Raw genomic sequence first — 18,908 nt, 5'->3', positions numbered from 1 at the left:
AGTCTAGGCCAAGTATCGGGTAGTAAACCAGAGTGGCGTCCTACCCGATAGCGCTCATCGCCTGTCAGTCGGTGGCAGGCTTTTGTAGGACTTGTTCGCTGAGCTTGTCGGCCAGGCGTACGAAGGCGGCCAGGTCGAGCTGCTCGGGGCGCAAGCTGCCATCGACGCCGGCGGCTTCGATTTCGGCGTTGCTCAGCAATAGTTTCAGTGTGTTGCGCAGGGTCTTGCGGCGCTGGTTGAAAGCTTCACGTACGACGCGCTCCAGCAGGCGATGATCCTTGGCCGGGTGCGGCAGTACCGCGTGGGGCACCAGGCGCACGATCGCGGAGTCGACTTTCGGCGGAGGATTGAACGCACCCGGGCCGACGTTGAACAGATGCTCGACCCGGCAATGGTACTGAACCATGATCGACAGCCGACCCCAATCGCCGCCGCCAGGACCCGCCGCCAGGCGCTCGACCACTTCCTTTTGCAGCATGAAGTGCATGTCGCGAATCAGGTGTGCGTTGTGCAGCAGGTGGAAAATCAGCGGCGTAGAGATGTTATACGGCAGGTTACCGACCACTCGCAGGCTGTTTGGCGCAGCGTTCAGGCTGTTGAAGTCGAACTTCAGCGCGTCACCCTGATGCAGGTTGAAGTTGCTCTTGCCGGCGAACTGCTGATTGAGAATCGGGATCAGGTCCTTGTCCAGCTCTACGACGTCCAGTTGAGCGCCGCTGTTGAGCAGGCCGGCGGTCAATGCACCCTGGCCCGGACCGATTTCCAGCAGGCGGTCTTCAGGTTTGGCGTGAATGGAGCGCAGGATACGGTCGATAACGCCAGCATCGTGCAGGAAGTTCTGGCCGAAGCGCTTGCGCGCCCGGTGTTGGTAATGCTCGGTCATAAACGGGTCTCGGCCATCTGGTAGGCGGTTTCCAGGGCGACTTGCAGGCTGCCGGTGTCGATGTTGCCGCTGCCGGCCAGGTCCAGGGCGGTGCCGTGGTCGACCGATGTGCGGATGATCGGCAAGCCGAGGGTCACGTTGACTGCCGCGCCGAAGCCTTTGTATTTCAGCACAGGCAAGCCCTGGTCGTGGTACATCGCCAGCACCGCGTCGCAGTGCTCCAGATATTTGGGGGTAAACAGAGTGTCGGCGGGCAGGGGGCCGCGAAGGTCCATGCCCTCGCCGCGCAGGCGCTCTAATGTAGGTTCGATGATGTCGATTTCTTCATGGCCCAGATGACCGCCTTCACCGGCGTGGGGGTTGAGCCCGCAAACCAGGATGCGTGGCTGGGCGATGCCGAACTTTTCTTTCAGGTCGGTGTGCAGGATCCGTGTGACCCGCTCCAGCCGCTCAGGCGTAATCGCGTCGGCAATTTCGCGAAGGGGCAGGTGAGTGGTGACCAGCGCTACACGCAAGCCGCGGGTGGCGAGCATCATCACCACTTGCGCGGTGTGGGTCAGGTCAGCGAGAAACTCCGTGTGCCCGGAAAAGGCGATCCCTGATTCATTGATCACACCCTTGTGCACCGGGGCGGTGATCATGCCGGCGAAATGCCCATCCAGACAGCCCTGGCCAGCACGGGTCAGGGTTTCCAGAACGAAAGCCGCATTGGCCTTGTCCAGTTGCCCGGCGGTGACCTTGGCGTTGAGGGGCGTATCCCACACATACAGGCTGTTGGCGGGAGCAGGAGCATCCGGCCAGCTGTCCGGCGTTACCGGCAGCAGATCGACAACCACGCCCAGCTGCGCGGCCCGCTCAAGGAGCAGGTCGCGGCTGGTAATGGCAATCAGGGGATGTGGCTGGGCTTGCGAGGCGAGCAGCAGGCACAGGTCGGGACCTATGCCGGCTGGTTCGCCGGGGGTCAGCGCGAAACGCTTGGGTTTCACTGCGCTGCCTGGTCTGCACCAGGGAGTTTGATTTCTACGTACGCTTCGTCACGGATCTGACGCAGCCAGGTTTGCAGCTCTTCGTCGTATTTGCGGTTACGCAGTACGGTCATCGCTTGCTGCTCACGGGCCTGGGCGGTGCTGTCGGTGGCGCGGCGGCCAAGGACTTCCAGTACGTGCCAGCCATATTGGGTCTTGAACGGCTTGGACAGCTGACCTTGCGGGGTCTTGGCCATCACTTCGCGGAATTCAGGCACCAGCGCGTTCGGGTCGATCCAGTTCAGGTCGCCACCGTTGAGGGCGGAACCCGGGTCCTCCGAGAAGCTTTTCGCCAGTTCGCCAAAGTCTTCGCCCGCTTGAATACGGCTGTAGAGCGATTGAGCCAGGGCCTTGGTTTTTTCTTCGTCGCGGATCGGGCTCGGTTTGACCAGGATGTGCCGCACGTGTACCTCGTCACGCACCTGGGATTCGCCGCCACGCTTGTCGAGGATCTTCAGGATAATGAAGCCGCCCGGGGTGCGCATTGGCTGGGTCACGTCGCCAACGGCCATGGTGCCGAGCAAGCGATCGAACGGAGGTGGCAGTTGAGCGGCTTTACGCCAGCCCATGTCGCCGCCTTCCAGTGCGGTTTCGCTGGCGGATTTGGCGATTGCCAACTGACCGAAGTCAGCGCCTTGCTTGAGTTGCTGGTAAACCGCGTCGGCTTGTTTGGCGGCATTCTGAATCGCGTCGGAGTTGGCGCTTTCCGGCGTAGGAATCAGAATGTTGGCCAGGCGGAACTCTTCGGACAGCTGCATTTTGCCCAGATCGGATGCCAGGAAGTTCTTCACTTCCTGCTCGGACACCTGGATGCGCTCCGCCACACGGCGCTGACGCACGCGGCTGATGATCATTTCGCGGCGGATCTGGTCGCGGGCATCGTCATAAGACAGGCCGTCGCGAGCTAAAGCGGCGCGGAATTGTTCGATCGACATGTTATTGCGCTGGGCAATGGTGCCGACAGCCTGGTTCAGCTCTTCATCGGTAATGCGGATGCCGGAACGCTCGCCGATCTGCAATTGCAGGTTTTCGACGATCAGACGCTCGAGCACTTGCTGATCCAGTACGCCGGTAGGCGGTACGGCAGCACCGCGTTTGGCGATGGTTTGCTGAACTTCGTGAACGCGCCGGTCCAGTTGGCTCTGCATGACCACGTCATTGTCGACGATGGCCACCACTTTATCGATGGACTGTACCGCGGCGTTGGCCGCGGTACCCAGGAACAGCGCGCCCAGCATCAGCGGGCGCAGACAATCAGAAAGCTTGGTCTTCACGTTCACGATAACCTTGGATGCCTTTGTCGAGGAAACTCTCTACTTTGGCGCCGGTGAGGCCGCCGAGTCCCTTCAGAACAATTTGTAGGAAGACGCCGTGGTCGCCTTTTTCGTTTTCCGGGGCGTTCTGACTTAACTCGTCATAGCTGACCCAGTAACGGTTGATCAGGCGTAGTTTCCAGCAGCAGTTGTCGTACTCGAAACCACCAAAGGCTTCCAGGGTACGGTTGCGGTTGTAGTCATACTGCCAGCGGCTGATGGCGTTCCACTGCGGCACGATCGGCCAGATCACCGAGAAGTCGTGCTGTTTGATCTTGTAGTAGTCCTTCACGTAGCCAGGTGTGCCCGGGGTGCCGTAGTCACCGCCGCCCACCGTCCATTTACCGGTGTTCTGGTCATAACGGACCTGGTCATTGCGATAGCGATAACCGGCGTTGATGACCTTGTTCGGGTTGTCTTCTGGCTGGTAGTGGAACATCGCGCTGCCCGAGCGAGGGCTGCGGCTGTCCGGGTCCCAGTTGTAGTCGGCGGTGGTGCGCCAGTCACGGTTCCAGCGGTATTCGTATTCCAGCGCGTACGGTGAAACATTGGCTTGAGCATCGGCGCGGGTTTTTGCGTCGATACCTGGCAACTGGACTTCGCGGTCCTTGAAGTACATGGCTTGGCCGACGCTGATACGTTGACGCTCGAAACCATTGTCTTCGATCCAGCGGCTGGTCACGCCCAGGGACAGTTTGTTCTCGTCGCCGACACGGTCGGAGCCGGAGAAGCGGTTGTCACGGAACAGCGAGGCGTAGTTGAAGGTGTATTCGCTGGTGTCGAATACCGGAATATCCTTCTGGTCTTCCTCAGGTACATAGAGGTAGAACAGGCGCGGTTCGAGGGTCTGGCGATAATTCTTGCCGAACCATTGGGTGTCACGATCGAAATACAGGCCGCTGTCGATACTGGCGATAGGCACGCCACGATTCTGGTTACTGCCGAAATGACCATAGAGGTTTTCCGTCCCGGCGGCAGCTGCGGCTTGATCCTGGGCTACGATTTGGCTTTTGCCGGTACCGTCCAGATCCAGTTGGTACTGGGTGTATTGATACTTGAGCGATGGCTTCAGGAAGCCATAGGTCCAGTTCAACGGCAGGCTGACAGCCGGTTTGAGATTCAAGCGGTCGCCGTTGGCACGTGCCAGACCTTGAACGTTGTTATCAAGACGCGGTTCGACGGTGCCATCTTCGTTTATGAAGTTGCCATTCTTCAAATCGCGGTCGAACCGGACGATTTCCGTCTCGTAATCGAAGTTCAAACCTTCCGGATGATATGGCAGCTGACCATTGAAGGTGATCTGCGGCAAACGGTCATACGGAGTGATGTTCGAAACGGTCGCCAGCTGATAGGCCTGGGCGTTCAAACGAGCGGTGTAGCTGTCGCCACGATAGGTGACAGAGCCCTGCTGGTTCATGTAGTCAGCGCTTTTCACGCCAATCTGGTCAGTCTGCAGATCCTGGAAGTAATACGGATCGCTGATCTTGGTGTAGTCGACTTGCGTAAAGACGCGGGAGTCGAGGCCACCCTTGTGCTGCCAGTTGTACATGTAGCGGTTTTTTTCGTAGTCGGTCTGCTTGCTGCGATCGGTATCTTCGTCGTTGAGGTACGCGGCGCCGAACTGGCCTTCGCTGGACTTGGTCAGGTAGCGGAATTCGCCTTCCATCAACAGGCCATGCTTGGCCATGTAACGCGGGTACAACGTGGCATCGTAGTTCGGTGCCAGGTTGAAGTAGTACGGAGTGACCAGCATGAAGCCGGTATCGCTGCCGGTGCCGATGGTCGGCGGCAGGAAGCCGGACTGGCGACGGTCATCGATCGGGAAATAGATGTACGGCGTGTACAGAACCGGAATGTCCTTGACCCGCAGCGTCACGTTGGTCGCGGTACCGAAACCGGTGGCCGGGTTCAAGGTGATGTTGTTGCCCTTGAGCTGCCAGGCATTGCTGTTCGGTTCGCACGTGGTGTACGTACCGTCCTTGAGACGGATGATCGCGTTCTCGGCACGTTTGGCGTACAGCGCGTTACCGCGGATACGCGACTTGTGCATCACGTATTCGGCGTTGTCGACCTTGGCTTCACCGGTGTCGAGCTGCACGTCGGCGTGGTCGCCCACGATCAGTGCGCCATTGTCGCGAATGCGCACGTTGCCGGCCAGTTCACCACGGCTCTCGGCCTGATACAGGTTCGCTTCGTCGGCTTCGACCTGCATGCTGCCCTGACGCATGACCACGTCACCGGCCAGGGTCGCGACCTGCTCTTCCTGCTTATAGCGGGAGGCCTTGGCGCCGATAAAGGTTGGAGCGTCACTTTTATTCGTCTTGTCATTCATGCCAGGACGAATCGGTTCGATATAGGAACCAGAGCAGTAAGGACCGGTTTCGGCCAATTGCGCTGCGGTGAGCTTCTCGCGCGGAACCCAGTCGAGGTGGCTGTAGTCTTCACTACGCGACTTCAGGCCGCGGCCCTTGGACTCGGTAACCAGCACAGGCTTGGCGCCGGTGTCTTCGCTGGAGGCGGTGCCTGCCGGGGTTTCTCCAGTGGCGGAAACTGCGCTGCCTTCATGCACGGGGCGCGGCGGCAATGCAGCGGCCGGTGCCTTTGGCGCACAGTCCCAGGCACCCGAAGCAGAGACTGAGCAGTCATACTGTTCCGCGGCGACCACGAACGACGTGGCCAGGGGTTGCAGGGCCAGCAGACTGCCGGTAACCAACAACGGAAATTTTTTACGAAACGCGGGGGATTTCAATGCCATCTTATTAGTCCGGGCTTCCTGCGTGCCATCTGCCCGCGGTGTGGGCCGCACGCCTCTCGATGGTCTGAAAAAGATGCTGGATAATAAAGCATGACCCGCTTGACGGCTAGCGCCGTCGGAGACCCTTGCAATGCCTGACCAAGATGTACGCTTGCAACACCTGAAAGTTTGGCTCGATGAACAGTTGGCTATCCTCTTTGCAGAACAAGGTTGGGGCAACGTACCCCCGGCCACGTTGACCGCGGCCAGTAGCGACGCGAGTTTTCGGCGCTATTTCCGCTGGGAAGGCGCAGGCAGAAGTTTCGTCGTGATGGACGCGCCACCGCCCCAGGAAAACTGCAAACCCTTTGTGGATATCGCTTTTCTGCTGGCGAAATCCGGCATAAACGTGCCGAAAATTTATGCCGAGGACCTGGAGCGCGGTTTCCTTTTGCTCAATGACTTGGGCAACAAGACTTATCTGGACGTGATCGACGGCGAAAATGCCGACGATTTGTTCAAGGATGCCCTGCAAGCGTTGTTGGCTTTCCAGCAATTGCCGATGGTGGCGCCGCTGCCGAGTTATGACGTCGCGCTGCTGCGTCGCGAGCTCGAACTGTTCCCCGAGTGGTACGTGAAGCGCGAACTGGGTATCGAGTTCGATGCTGCGCAGCAGGTGCTCTGGCAGCAGGTCAGCGACCTGCTGATCGACAGCGCTCTGGCTCAGCCTAAAGTCCTGGTGCATCGCGACTACATGCCGCGCAACCTGATGATCAGCGAGCCGAATCCCGGCGTGCTGGATTTCCAGGACGCGGTCTACGGGCCGGTGACTTATGACGTGACCTGCCTGTTCAAGGACGCCTTCCTCAGCTGGCCTGAAGAACGCGTACGCGGCTGGCTGGAGGATTACTGGCAGCAAGCCGGTGCGCTCGACATCCCGGTTCAGCCGGACTTTGAAGACTTTCTGCGCGCCAGCGACCTGATGGGCGTGCAGCGTCACTTGAAAGTCATCGGCATCTTCGCCCGAATTTGCCATCGCGACGGCAAGCCACGCTATCTCGGCGATGTGCCGCGTTTCTTTGCTTATATAGACGCGGTCATTGCCCGTCGTCCTGAACTGGCTGAGCTGGATGTGTTGCTGGCCAGTCTGCGTGCTGGAGTGAAGGCATGAAGGCAATGATTCTGGCGGCGGGTAAAGGCGAGCGCATGCGTCCGCTGACCCTGACCACGCCAAAACCACTGGTTCGTGCCGGCGGAGCGCCTTTGATCGAGTATCACCTGCACGCGCTGGCGGCTGCCGGGTTTACCGAGATCGTGATCAACCATGCCTGGCTCGGTCAGCAGATCGAAGATTATCTGGGCGATGGCTCGAAATATGGCGTGAGCATTCAATATTCGCCGGAAGGTGAACCGCTGGAAACCGGTGGCGGTATTTTCCGCGCGTTGCCTTTGTTGGGTGATGAGGCTTTTGTGGTGGTCAACGGCGACATCTGGACCGACTACGACTTCAGCGTGTTGCACCAGCCCATCGTCGGGCTCGCCCATTTGATCCTGGCGGACAACCCGGTGCATCACCCGAGCGGGGACTTCACTCTGGTCGATGGCCATGTGCAGGACGGTCAGCCGGATACCCCAACCCTGACCTACAGCGGCATCGCCGTGCTGCACCCGCAGTTGTTTGACGGTTGCTCGGCCGGGGCCTTCAAGCTTGCGCCATTGTTGCGCAAAGCCATGGCCGATGGACAAGTGACGGGCGAGCGCCTGAATGGACATTGGGTAGATGTCGGCACTCACGAGCGCCTGGCTGAAGTAGAAACCTTGATAGAAGCGAGACGCTGACATGTTGTGGCCAGGGACTCTGATTGGAGCCGGAGCGGGCTTTGCCATAGCCAGCATTCCGGGGGCCATGCTCGGTGCTTTATTGGGACAGGCGCTGGATCGGCGCTTGCACCTGCAGAGCTGGGCACATTTATGGGAAAAGTTCGGTGGCCGCTCGGTGCTGCGCAACGATGAACTGCTGTTCGTGTTGCTGGGCCGATTGGCCAAGAGTGATGGGCGGGTAGTGGATGGCCACATTCAGCAGGCGCGACAGGAAATGCGTGCGCTGGAGATGACCGAGTCGGCGCAACGTCGGGCGATAGCGGCGTTCAACCGCGGCAAGTCGGGGCGTGATCGGTTGCGTGGCTATCTGCGACGCTTGAGTGCTCAGCCCCATGCCGCGGAAGGCGTGTTGCGTGCCTGTTGGCGGATGGTCTGGGCCGATGGCCGCGCCGGTAGCAGCGAGCGCGAACTGATTGCCCAGTGGGGCAAATGGTTGGGCTGGACGCCGCAACAGGTACAGGCACTGGCGAGTGACTACGAGCCGAAGCGACCATTGGTCAGCAGCGCGATTACGTATCAGGACGCCTTGCGGCTATTGGGAGTGTCGGCGACCAGCGAGCCAGCACAGATCAAACGCGCCTATCGACGCCTGCTCAGTCGCCATCATCCGGACAAGATTGCCGGCAGCGGTGCGACGGCGTTGCAGGTTCGTGAGGCGACGGACAAGACTCGTGAATTGCACAACGCCTACACGTTGATTCGTGAACGGCGGGACTTTCGATAGCAGGGCAGAGTTGTGTCGCCCGCGAATGGGGCGACGCGATCCATCAGTCCGCCGCAGGCTGCGGATTCAACCATCCCCGCACCCGGCGAACCAACTGCTCTTGCTCAGCCTTGGCATTGCCCGGCAGTGCCTTGAGCGAGACCTGGCTGAACGCCGATGTCTTCAAACGTTTATTGGCCTGCAAGCGTTCCAGTGCCGCGTTGCGATCCAGTGGTTTGTCCATATAGAAGATGTCGGCAGTCGGCAGCTTGATCGTCGGCGTCAACTCGGCAAGCTCAGGCTTCGCCGTAACAGGCGTCTGGGCGGCGACCATCACGAACTTCTCGACTTGCGATGGCTGCTTCTCGCTCAGATAGCGCGCGGCCCAGTAAGCGCCGGTGCCATGCCCCAGCACGACGACTTTGCGAGCGCTTTGCTGTTCGGCATAAGCGATGGCCGCGTCGATGCGGGCGAAAATTCGCTCGGCGTCGGCTTTGGCGTGTTCTTCGGTGGTTTCGGCGATAGCCTTGTCGGCCACCTCCGCTTCGCCGCCGGCGGCCTGTTCGATGGGCGCCGCGGTGGTCGAGTCTTTGTTGCCGGTATCAGGCGCTTTGGGCGCTGGCGCCACTTCGACGATACGTGGCGCAATGGCTTCGCTTTGCAGGTCCGGCAAGGTGATACTCAGGCTGCTCCACTCGGCGTCCGGCAATTGGCGGCGCAACGGGCTGATCGCTTGCGGCCAGTCAACGGTTTCGCCGGCACCCGGGATGATAATCACCGCGCCTTTGGGGTCGGCGGTATTGGCCGGCTTCCACAGGGCGAGAAAACTGTCGGTACCGGCTTGCAGTTGTTGCTGTTCCTGCGCAGGAATTTGTCGCTCAAGTGCCGTCGATTCTTCCTGGCTACGCTCAAGCAGCAGCTGGCGTTCGACCGGTTTTTCTTCGGTGGGTTTTTCCGCAGTGGCAGGTGCCGGGTCGGCCGCCTCGACGGAAAAGGCGCACGGCAGGATCAACGACAGGCACAATGCTGGCAGTGCCAGGCGGTAGACAGGGGGCATCGGATATTCCAGGCCAGAAGTTATTCCGGCAGCCTAATGGGTTGGTCAGTATTTGTCAGTGTGTGAGACTTCGATGATGCATTTTCGCTGCCTGTGGGTTATCGGCTGTTTGTGGTTTCCCTTGATGGGCTGGGCGGCTCCCGCGCCACCGGCGCATGTCGTGTCATTGTCTTCGGCGCAACAGCAATGGCTGGCGCAGCATGAAGAGTTGCGGGTCGGGGTGGTGTTGCAAGCGCCCTATGCCCAATACGATCGCCGCTTGCAGCGCCTGTCCGGGGTGAACATCGAGTTGATGAAATGGCTGGCCAAGTCGCTCAAGGTCGAGCTGAGCTGGCGTAATTATCCTGATCTTGCGCAACTGGAAGCCGCCGCGCGCGAAGGCGATATCGATATTGCGCCGGGGCTGACCCAAACCCCCGCCGGTTTACGATTCTGGCAATTTTCCGATCCGTACATGCGGGTGCCGCAACTGGTGGTCAGCGACCAGAAGAGCACCGGTGTGGTGGAGCTGGAAAAACTCGACAGTCAGACCCGCGTCGCCGTGCGCATGCCCAGCGTCACCGCCGACTTCTTGCGTAGTACCTATCCGCATTTGAACCTGCAGGGCGTGCCTCTGGAGCGCCAGGCACTGCAACTGTTGTTGAGTCAGCAGGCCGGTTACGCGGTGGTCGATGAAGCGCAATTCGGGCGTCTGTCAGCCGAGCCTGAGTTTGCCGGGCTGGCCGTGGTGGGCGACATCGGTTTCCCGCAACTGTTGCGAGTGGCCACGCGTCGGGACTGGCCGGAGTTGGCCGGCATCGTCGAAAACGCGCTGCGCGCGATTCCGGCCAAAGACCTCGAGCGACTGCACGATCAATGGCTGCAACCCAAGTACCCGCGGCTGTCCGATTCACCGGTTTTCTGGAAAAACCTCTGTCTGCTGTTGCTGGTGTTATTGCTGAGCAGCATGGTCATTGTGTACTGGCAGCGTCGTCAGCAACACAGTCTGGAGCAACGTTTGCTGGCGGCGCGCGAAGACATTGCCCTGCGCGAGGCCAGCGAAGAAGCCTTGCGCCTCACGCAGTTCTCCATTGATCAAAGCACCGTCGGCATCCTTTGGGTCAACTGGGACAGCCATGTGCGCTACGCCAACCGCGCCGCCGAAAGCATGCTCGGCTATCCGGCGGGCGGGATCATCGATCGACCATTGATCGATTTCGAGCCCGGTTTGCACATGGACCGCTGGCTGAGCCTGTGGAAGCGCGCCCGGGCCAGTGAGGAAGGACCGCTAAGTTTCGAAACCAATTGCGTGCGGGCCGATGGCAGTATTCTGCCGACGGATGTCTCGTTGAGCTTCTTGCGTTTTCGCGAGGGCGAATACCTGGTGGTTTACCTCAATGATGTCACCGAGCGTCGTCGCGCCCTGGCCGCCTTGCAGGAAAGCGAAGCGCGGCTGCAGGGGATCGCCGCCAACGTCCCCGGACTGGTCTTTCGTCTGGAGCGCGCACCGGTGACCGGGCAGATCGACTTTGCCTACATCAGTGAAGGCAGCGAGAGCCTGGTGGGGTACTCGCCGGCCACCCTGGCCCAACGGGACAAGGGCCTGCGCAGCCTGGTGCATCCGGATGACAAGGCCAGTTATCACCAGACTCAGGACCATGCACTGGACACCGACAGCGACTGGTCGTGGCAGGGACGGATTCTGACCCGTCAGGGCGAACAGCGCTGGGCCGAGATCAAGGCCATTACCCGCCGACTGGAAGACGGCGCCTATGTCTGGGACGGGATCGTCTGGGACATCACCGAGAGCAAGCGCATCGAGCTGGAGCTGGCCAGCTCCCGTGAGCAGTTGCGCGAGTTGTCTGCGCACCTGGAGAGCGTGCGGGAAGAGGAGAAGGCGCGGATTGCCCGGGAAGTTCACGACGAGCTGGGGCAGATGTTGACTGTGTTGAAGCTGGAAACGTCCATGTGCGAACTGGCTTATGCGCAGCTCGACCCTGGCCTGCACGAGCGCTTGAACAGCATGAAACGTTTGATCGCGCAGCTGTTTCAACTGGTGCGTGATGTGGCCACGGCGCTGCGGCCACCGATTCTCGATGCCGGGATCGCCTCGGCCATCGAGTGGCAGGCCCGACGGTTCGAGGCGCGCACGCATATTCCGTGTCTGGTACAAGTGCCGGATAACTTGCCGGTGCTCAGCGATGCCAAGGCCATCGGGCTGTTCCGGATCCTTCAGGAAGCGCTGACCAATGTCATGCGCCACGCCCAGGCGCATACTGTTGAACTGACGCTGGCCCTTGAGGGCGATGAACTTTGTCTGACCGTCAGCGATGATGGCGTAGGATTTGTCGCCGCGCCTGGCAGGCCGACATCCTTCGGCGTGGTCGGCATGCGTGAGCGGGTGTTGATCATGGGCGGGCAATTGTCGCTTGAGAGTGAGCCGGGGGAGGGCACGACCCTGACGGTGCGAGTGCCGCTGGATGAAGCCTGATGGTTTTGTGTTGTTTGAGCTGGCGCCTTTGCAGGCAAGCCCGCGATAGATCTTGGTTCTGACATAAGAAGAATGGAGAAGAACGTGATCCGTGTATTGGTAGCCGAAGACCACACCATCGTTCGCGAAGGCATCAAGCAATTGATCGGCCTGGCCAAGGACTTGCTGGTGGTCGGGGAGGCGAGCAATGGCGAGCAGTTGCTCGATACCTTGCGCCATGTTCCCTGCGAAGTGGTGTTGCTGGACATCTCCATGCCTGGGGTCAACGGCCTGGAAGCGATCCCGCGGATTCGCGCCATGAGCAATCCGCCGGCGATTCTGGTGCTGTCGATGCACGACGAAGCGCAGATGGCCGCTCGGGCGTTGAAGGTCGGCGCTGCGGGTTACGCGACCAAGGACAGCGATCCGGCATTGTTGCTGACGGCGATTCGCAAGGTCGCGGCGGGCGGGCGCTACATCGATCCGGACCTGGCCGACCGCATGGTTTTCGAGGTTGGCCTGACCGATGCGCGGCCGTTGCACTCGTTGCTGTCGGAGCGTGAATTCTCGGTATTCGAACGCCTGGCCCAGGGCGCCAACGTCAACGACATTGCCCAGCAGTTGGCCTTGAGCAGTAAAACCATTAGTACCCACAAGGCGCGGCTGATGCAGAAACTCAACATCACCTCCCTGGCTGAACTGGTGAAGTACGCGATGGAACACAAACTCCTGTGATCCACACGACCCGCTGATTCACTGCAAATACCTGTGCGAGCGTGCATGTCCAATTACGACATGCCCGCAAAGCCGCTTTTACCGGTTCCTGTGGCTTGCAGCTCACCGTCTGTCGCCATCAAGAATCGACATATCCATCCCCGCCATCCTTGTAGGGCAATCCCTACCCCCAACCTTCCATCCGGCTGAGGCGATTCTCTCCTGCGCCCCGATTTGCGCGGCTCCCAGCGTCCACTAGGCTTAGTCCACAGCAGTCATCAATAACAAAGGTGTGGGTATGAGCCAGGTTGATTCAAGCGCAGGGGCCAGCGATATTCTGGTCAGCTTTCGTGGAGTGCAAAAGAGCTACGACGGCGAGAACCTGATTGTCAAAGACCTCAACCTGGAAATTCGCAAAGGCGAATTCCTGACCTTGCTCGGGCCGTCCGGTTCCGGCAAGACCACCAGTCTGATGATGCTCGCCGGCTTCGAAACGCCGACCGCCGGGGAGATTCAACTGGCCGGGCGTTCCATCAACAACGTGCCACCGCACAAGCGCGACATCGGCATGGTGTTCCAGAACTACGCGTTGTTTCCGCACATGACCGTGTCCGAGAACCTGGCGTTCCCGCTGACCGTGCGCGGCTTGAACAAGAGCGACGTCAGTGACCGGGTCAAGCGTGTGCTGAGCATGGTTCAGCTCGATACTTTCGCCCAGCGATATCCGGCGCAACTGTCCGGCGGCCAGCAGCAGCGTGTGGCCCTGGCTCGCGCCCTGGTGTTCGAACCGCAATTGGTGTTGATGGATGAACCGCTCGGCGCACTGGACAAACAACTGCGCGAACACATGCAGATGGAAATCAAACACCTGCACCAGCGCCTCGGCGTGACCGTGGTCTACGTGACCCACGACCAGGGCGAAGCCCTGACCATGTCCGACCGCGTCGCCGTGTTCCACCAGGGCGAGATCCAGCAGATCGCGCCACCGCGCACGCTCTACGAAGAGCCGAAAAATACTTTCGTCGCCAACTTCATCGGCGAGAACAACCGCCTCAACGGCCGCTTGCACAGCCATACCGGTGATCGCTGCGTGGTCGAGCTCGGTCGTGGTGAAAAGGTTGAAGCACTGGCGGTCAACGTCGGCAAGACCGGCGAGCCCGTCACACTGTCGATTCGTCCGGAGCGCGTGAGCCTCAATGGCTCGAGCGAGTCCTGTGTCAACCGCTTCTCGGGAAGGGTGGCGGAATTCATCTATCTGGGCGACCACGTCCGGGTTCGCCTGGAAGTCTGCGGCAAGACCGACTTTTTCGTGAAACAACCGATTGCCGAGCTCGATCCTGCGCTGGCTGTCGGCGACGTGGTACCGCTTGGCTGGCAGGTCGAACACGTTCGCGCGCTCGACCCACTTCTAGAGGCGCATTGATCGCCCCCTGCTTCACCAACACCAACCCTGCACGTGGAGAGAACAATAAATGTTGAGATCCCTGAAATTCACCGCCCTGGTCGTCGGCATGATCGGCGCGGCGCACGCGATGGCGGCTGGCCCGGACCTGACCGTGGTGTCCTTTGGCGGGGCGAACAAGGCGGCGCAGGTCAAAGCCTTCTACGCACCATGGGAAGCGGCGGGCCACGGCAAAATCGTCGCTGGCGAATACAACGGCGAAATGGCCAAGGTCAAAGCCATGGTCGACACCAAGAGCGTGTCCTGGGACCTGGTGGAAGTTGAATCGCCGGAACTGTCCCGTGGTTGCGACGAAGACATGTTCGAGCAGCTTGATCCGAAGCTGTTCGGCAAGTCTGAAGACTACGTCAAGGGCGCTATCCAGCCGTGCGGCGTGGGCTTCTTCGTGTGGTCGACCGTGCTGGCCTACAACGCCGACAAGTTGAAAACCGCTCCGACCAGTTGGGCTGATTTCTGGGACACCAAGAAATTCCCGGGCAAGCGCGGCCTGCGCAAAGGCGCCAAGTACACCCTGGAATTCGCACTGATGGCTGACGGCGTTGCGCCGAAAGACGTTTACAAAGTGCTGGCCGGCAAAGATGGCCAGGACCGCGCGTTCAAGAAACTCGATGAGCTCAAGCCAAGCATCCAGTGGTGGGAAGCCGGCGCACAACCGCCGCAATACCTCGCCTCCGGTGACGTGGTCATGAGCTCGGCCTACAACGGCCGGATCGCCGCGGTACAAAAAGAAAGCAACCTGAAAGTGGTGTGGAACGGCGGCATCTACGACTTCGACGCATGGGCCATTCCAAAAGGTCTGGACAAGACCCGTGCCGAAGCTGCGAAGAAATTCATCGCCTTCTCGGTACAGCCGCAACAGCAGAAGACCTACTCGGAAAACATCGCCTACGGCCCGGCCAACACCCAGGCAGTGCCATTGCTGTCCAAGGATGTCCTGAAAGACATGCCGACCACCCCGGAAAACATCGCCAACCAGGTGCAGATCGACGTCAGCTTCTGGGCTGATAACGGCGAGCAACTGGAACAGCGCTTCAATTCCTGGGCAGCGAAGTAACCAGAGGGCTAGCCCTCTTGTGAGGGCGAGCCGTTGTGGTGAGGGGGCTTGCCCCCGTTGGGTCGCGAAGCGGCCCTAAAACCTGCAACCGCGATGTATCAGGTACACCGGATGCAATGGTTTCACGGCTGCTTCGCAGCCGAACGGGGGCAAGCCCCCTCGCCACAATTTCGCTCCCCCTTATCGATTGATCAAAGATTTCTGGAGTACGCCATGGCTATCGCCGTTCCCGTGAACGCGGGCACCGACCCCACCTTGAAGCAGCGGCTAAAGCACGCCGAGCGAATCAACCGCTGGAAAGCACAAGCCTTGATCGCGCCGTTGGTGCTGTTTCTGTTGCTGGTGTTCCTGGTGCCGATCGTGGCGCTGCTCTACAAAAGCGTCGGTAACCCGGAAGTGGTCGGCGTGATGCCACGCACCGTGGCAGCCATTGCCAGTTGGGATGGCCGAGGCCTGCCGGCAGAGCCTGTGTACAAGGCCGCCAGCGAAGACCTCGCCGAAGCTCGCAAGAATCAGACCTTGGGCGACTTGTCCAAGCGCTTGAACATGGAGTTGGCCGGCTACCGCAGCCTGCTGACCAAAACCGCACGCGCCTTGCCGTTCGCCACGGAGCCCGCTTCTTATAAAGCCGCGCTGGAAGGTCTCGACGAGCGCTGGGGCGATCCGGCCTATTGGCAGGTGGTGCGCCGCAACACCAGTGGTGTGACGCCTTATTACCTGCTGGCCGCCGTCGATCACCGTATCGACGACCTCGGCGAACTGGCCCGGGCCACTCCCGATCAGGCGATCTACCTCGACATCTTTGCCCGTACGTTCTGGATGGGCCTGATCATCACCATGATTTGCCTGGTGCTTGCTTATCCGCTGGCCTACCTGCTGGCGAACCTGCCCTCGCGGCAAAGCAACCTGCTGATGATTCTGGTGCTGTTGCCGTTCTGGACCTCGATTCTGGTGCGGGTCGCCGCATGGATCGTGTTGCTGCAATCGGGCGGCTTGATCAACAGCGGCCTGATGGCCATGGGCGTCATCGATAAGCCGCTGGAGCTGGTGTTCAACCGCACCGGGGTCTACATCTCGATGGTGCACATCCTGCTGCCGTTCATGATTCTGCCGATCTACAGCGTGATGAAAGGTATCTCGCCGACTTACATGCGTGCGGCGATTTCCCTGGGCTGCCACCCGTTCGCCAGTTTCTGGCGGGTGTACTTCCCGCAGACCTATGCCGGTGTTGGCGCCGGTTGCCTGTTGGTGTTCATCCTCGCCATCGGCTACTACATCACCCCGGCGTTGCTGGGCAGCCCGAACGATCAGATGGTCAGTTACTTCGTCGCCTTCTACACCAACACCAGCATCAACTGGGGCATGGCGACCGCGCTCGGTGGACTGTTGCTGCTGGCGACCGTGGTGCTTTATCTGATTTACAGCTGGCTGGTGGGCGCCAGTCGCCTGCGCCTGAGCTAAGGGGAGAGTGAAATGCTGAGTCCTTATATGTCGCCCATCGAACGGGTGTGGTTCTACAGCTTGCGGATTCTCTGCGGCTTGATTTTGTTGTTCCTGATCTTGCCGGTGTTGGTGATCATTCCGCTGTCGTTCAACTCAGGGAGTTTTCTGGTCTACCCGCTGCAAGGCTTCTCGCTGCACTGGTATCAGGACTTTTTTGCCTCGGCGGAATGGATGCGTTCGTTGAAGAACAGCATGATCGTGGCTCCGGCAGCGACCGTGCTGGCGATGATCTTCGGTACGCTGGCGGCGATCGGCCTGACCCGTGGCGACTTCCCGGGCAAGGCGCTGGTGATGGCGCTGGTGATTTCACCGATGGTGGTGCCGGTGGTGATCATTGGTGTGGCCAGTTACCTGACCTTCGCGCCACTGGGGTTCGGCAACAGCTATACCTCGTTGATCGTGGTGCACGCCGTGCTGGGCGTGCCGTTCGTGATCATCACGGTATCGGCGACCTTGCAGGGTTTCAACCAGAACCTGGTGCGGGCCGCGGCCAGCCTGGGCGCTTCGCCGCTGACGACGTTCCGCCGGGTGACCTTGCCGTTGATTGCGCCGGGGGTGATTTCCGGTGCGCTGTTTGCCTTCGCTACCTCGTTCGATGAAGTGGTGGTGACGCTGTTCCTCGCCGGTCCCGAACAAGCGACCTTGCCTCGGCAGATGTTCAGCGGCATCCGCGAAAACCTCAGCCCGACGATCGCCGCTGCCGCGACGCTGCTGATCGCATTCTCGGTGATCCTGTTGCTGACCCTGGAATGGCTGCGTGGGCGCAGCGAAAAACTGCGCACCGCCCAAGCCTGACGCCAACTGTGATCGTTCCCGCGCGAGTGTGGGAACGATCACAGAAGCACCTCGATCATTCACCAACTTAATAGCAGACAAACCCCAATCCCCAGCTACTATTGTGCCCAGCTCCCCTATCTATAAGAGGCTGCGCACATGAGTCTTTCCTCTTTCAAAATCGCTCACAAACTGATCACCGGCGCAGGTGCCATCGAGCAACTGGCGGCCGAGCTCACACGTCTGGACATCGACAACCCGCTGATCGTCACCGATGCCGCGCTGGTCAAGTCCGGCACGGTGGAGCTGGCGCTGGCGCAGCTGGGCGAGCGCAGTTATGAGATTTTCGACCGGGTGTTGCCGGACCCGGAAATCGCTATCGTCGAAGATTGCATGCGGGTTTACCGTGAGGGTGGGCATGACGGGCTGATCGGCCTCGGCGGCGGCAGTGCCATCGACATCGCCAAGAGTGTTGCCGCCTATGCCGGTTATCACGGCGCGCTGGAGGATTTGTTCGGCATCGATCAGGTGCCACGCAAAGGCCCGCCGCTGATCGCCATCCCGACCACCGCCGGCACCGGTTCGGAAGTGACCAACGTGGCCATCCTCTCCGACAAGGTCGCGCAGCTGAAGATGGGCATCATCAGCGATTACCTGTTGCCGGACGTGGCGCTGGTCAGCCCGCAAATGACCCTGACCTGCCCGCGCAGTGTCACCGCCGCCAGTGGCGTCGATGCGCTGGTGCACGCCATCGAGTCCTACCTGTCGCTCAACGCCTCGCCCATCACCGATGCCTTGGCCATTGGCGCGATCAAGCTGATTACCAAGGCGCTGCCCAAGGCCTACGCCAATCCAGCCCACCTGCAAGCCCGCGAAGACATGGCCACCGCCAGCCTGATGGCCGGCATGGCGTTCGGCAATGCCGGGGTCGGTGCGGTGCATGCGTTGGCGTATCCGCTGGGTGGGCGTTTCAACATTGCCCATGGTGTCAGCAACGCCTTGCTGCTGCCGTATGTCATGACCTGGAACAAGATGGCCTGCGTGGAACGCATGCAGGATATTGCCGAAGCCATGGGGGTGAAGACCGCTCATCTGAGCGCCAGTGAGGCGGCGGACAAAGCCGTGGAGGCGATGACCGAGCTGTGCGCCGCCGTGGAGATCCCGCGAGGTCTGCGCAGTTTCGGGGTACCCGAGGAGGCGATCCCGGCCATGGCCGTGGAAGCCGCCGGCACCGAACGACTGATGCGCAACAATCCGCGCAAGTTGAGCGCCACCGATATCGAGAAGATTTACCGAGCGGCCTATTAGGACTTGCCCCAATCATCGCAGCACGGTGCGCGCGTCAAAGCATGAGGT

15 protein-coding genes are annotated in these 18,908 nt (G+C 60.4%); 10 read left to right on the top strand and 5 right to left on the bottom strand.

The window, feature by feature from the left end:
* Positions 1 to 64: 64 nt before the first annotated feature.
* Genes rsmA through JUI81_RS17490 form a run of 4 tightly spaced genes read right to left on the bottom strand, consistent with a single transcriptional unit; the run spans position 65 to position 5,976 of the window.
* The gene (gene rsmA, locus JUI81_RS17505) at positions 65 to 883 is read right to left on the bottom strand and encodes a 16S rRNA (adenine(1518)-N(6)/adenine(1519)-N(6))-dimethyltransferase RsmA (protein ID WP_019580735.1); all 819 of its coding nucleotides are present in this window, start codon (positions 881 to 883) and stop codon (positions 65 to 67) included.
* Positions 880 to 1,869: a 4-hydroxythreonine-4-phosphate dehydrogenase PdxA gene (pdxA, locus tag JUI81_RS17500; protein ID WP_019580736.1), complete on the bottom strand. Its 990-nt coding sequence runs from the start codon at positions 1,867 to 1,869 to the stop codon at positions 880 to 882. Before pdxA ends, rsmA begins: the two co-directional genes overlap by 4 nt.
* The gene (gene surA, locus JUI81_RS17495; RefSeq protein ID WP_019580737.1) at positions 1,866 to 3,182 is read right to left on the bottom strand and encodes a peptidylprolyl isomerase SurA; all 1,317 of its coding nucleotides are present in this window, start codon (positions 3,180 to 3,182) and stop codon (positions 1,866 to 1,868) included. Before surA ends, pdxA begins: the two co-directional genes overlap by 4 nt.
* On the bottom strand, positions 3,163 to 5,976 hold the full coding sequence (locus JUI81_RS17490; RefSeq protein WP_204124737.1) for an LPS-assembly protein LptD: 2,814 nt from the start codon (positions 5,974 to 5,976) through the stop codon (positions 3,163 to 3,165). The genes surA and JUI81_RS17490 overlap by 20 nt, the downstream gene beginning before the upstream one ends.
* 130 nt (positions 5,977 to 6,106) lie before the next feature.
* Here JUI81_RS17490 and JUI81_RS17485 point away from each other — a divergent pair, with 130 nt between their 5' ends.
* The 3 genes from JUI81_RS17485 to JUI81_RS17475 are packed head-to-tail and all read left to right on the top strand — an operon-like array spanning position 6,107 to position 8,560.
* Entirely contained in the window at positions 6,107 to 7,126 is a 1,020-nt protein-coding gene (locus JUI81_RS17485; protein ID WP_204124736.1) for an aminoglycoside phosphotransferase family protein, read from the top strand.
* On the top strand, positions 7,123 to 7,794 hold the full coding sequence (gene murU / locus JUI81_RS17480; protein ID WP_204124735.1) for an N-acetylmuramate alpha-1-phosphate uridylyltransferase MurU: 672 nt from the start codon (positions 7,123 to 7,125) through the stop codon (positions 7,792 to 7,794). The genes JUI81_RS17485 and murU overlap by 4 nt, the downstream gene beginning before the upstream one ends.
* 1 nt (position 7,795) lies before the next feature.
* Positions 7,796 to 8,560: a TerB family tellurite resistance protein gene (locus JUI81_RS17475; RefSeq protein ID WP_064620755.1), complete on the top strand. Its 765-nt coding sequence runs from the start codon at positions 7,796 to 7,798 to the stop codon at positions 8,558 to 8,560.
* A gap of 43 nt (positions 8,561 to 8,603) precedes the next feature.
* Here the strand turns inward: JUI81_RS17475 and JUI81_RS17470 are convergent, their stop codons facing one another.
* Entirely contained in the window at positions 8,604 to 9,596 is a 993-nt protein-coding gene (locus JUI81_RS17470; protein ID WP_204124734.1) for an alpha/beta hydrolase family protein, read from the bottom strand.
* Positions 9,597 to 9,669: 73 nt separating this feature from the next.
* Between JUI81_RS17470 and JUI81_RS17465 the strand changes: the two genes are divergently transcribed.
* The 7 genes from JUI81_RS17465 (at position 9,670) to JUI81_RS17435 (ending at position 18,860) form a co-directional block, all read left to right on the top strand.
* Entirely contained in the window at positions 9,670 to 12,066 is a 2,397-nt protein-coding gene (locus tag JUI81_RS17465; RefSeq protein ID WP_019580743.1) for a PAS domain S-box protein, read from the top strand.
* A 72-nt stretch (positions 12,067 to 12,138) separates the two neighbouring features.
* Positions 12,139 to 12,780 carry a response regulator transcription factor gene (locus JUI81_RS17460; protein ID WP_172901164.1) on the top strand — a complete coding sequence of 214 codons (642 nt, stop codon included), beginning with the start codon at positions 12,139 to 12,141 and terminating at the stop codon, positions 12,778 to 12,780.
* 277 nt (positions 12,781 to 13,057) lie between these two features.
* Positions 13,058 to 14,182, top strand: coding sequence for an ABC transporter ATP-binding protein (locus JUI81_RS17455; protein ID WP_018928861.1), 1,125 nt, complete (start codon positions 13,058 to 13,060; stop codon positions 14,180 to 14,182).
* 49 nt (positions 14,183 to 14,231) lie between these two features.
* Positions 14,232 to 15,275, top strand: coding sequence for an ABC transporter substrate-binding protein (locus tag JUI81_RS17450; RefSeq protein WP_018928862.1), 1,044 nt, complete (start codon positions 14,232 to 14,234; stop codon positions 15,273 to 15,275).
* Positions 15,276 to 15,488: 213 nt separating this feature from the next.
* Positions 15,489 to 16,736 (top strand): ABC transporter permease, encoded by a 1,248-nt coding sequence (locus tag JUI81_RS17445; protein ID WP_204124733.1) that lies wholly within the window; start codon positions 15,489 to 15,491, stop codon positions 16,734 to 16,736.
* Positions 16,737 to 16,748: 12 nt separating this feature from the next.
* Entirely contained in the window at positions 16,749 to 17,573 is an 825-nt protein-coding gene (locus tag JUI81_RS17440; RefSeq protein WP_018928864.1) for an ABC transporter permease, read from the top strand.
* 138 nt (positions 17,574 to 17,711) lie between these two features.
* Positions 17,712 to 18,860: an iron-containing alcohol dehydrogenase gene (locus tag JUI81_RS17435; RefSeq protein WP_019580746.1), complete on the top strand. Its 1,149-nt coding sequence runs from the start codon at positions 17,712 to 17,714 to the stop codon at positions 18,858 to 18,860.
* Positions 18,861 to 18,908 lie beyond the last annotated feature (48 nt).

Source organism: Pseudomonas sp. 008 (assembly GCF_016861935.1).
Taxonomy (GTDB): Bacteria; Pseudomonadota; Gammaproteobacteria; order Pseudomonadales; family Pseudomonadaceae; genus Aquipseudomonas.
Note: the sequence above shows the minus strand (reverse complement) of the source record. Positions and strands in the feature narration are given on the sequence as shown.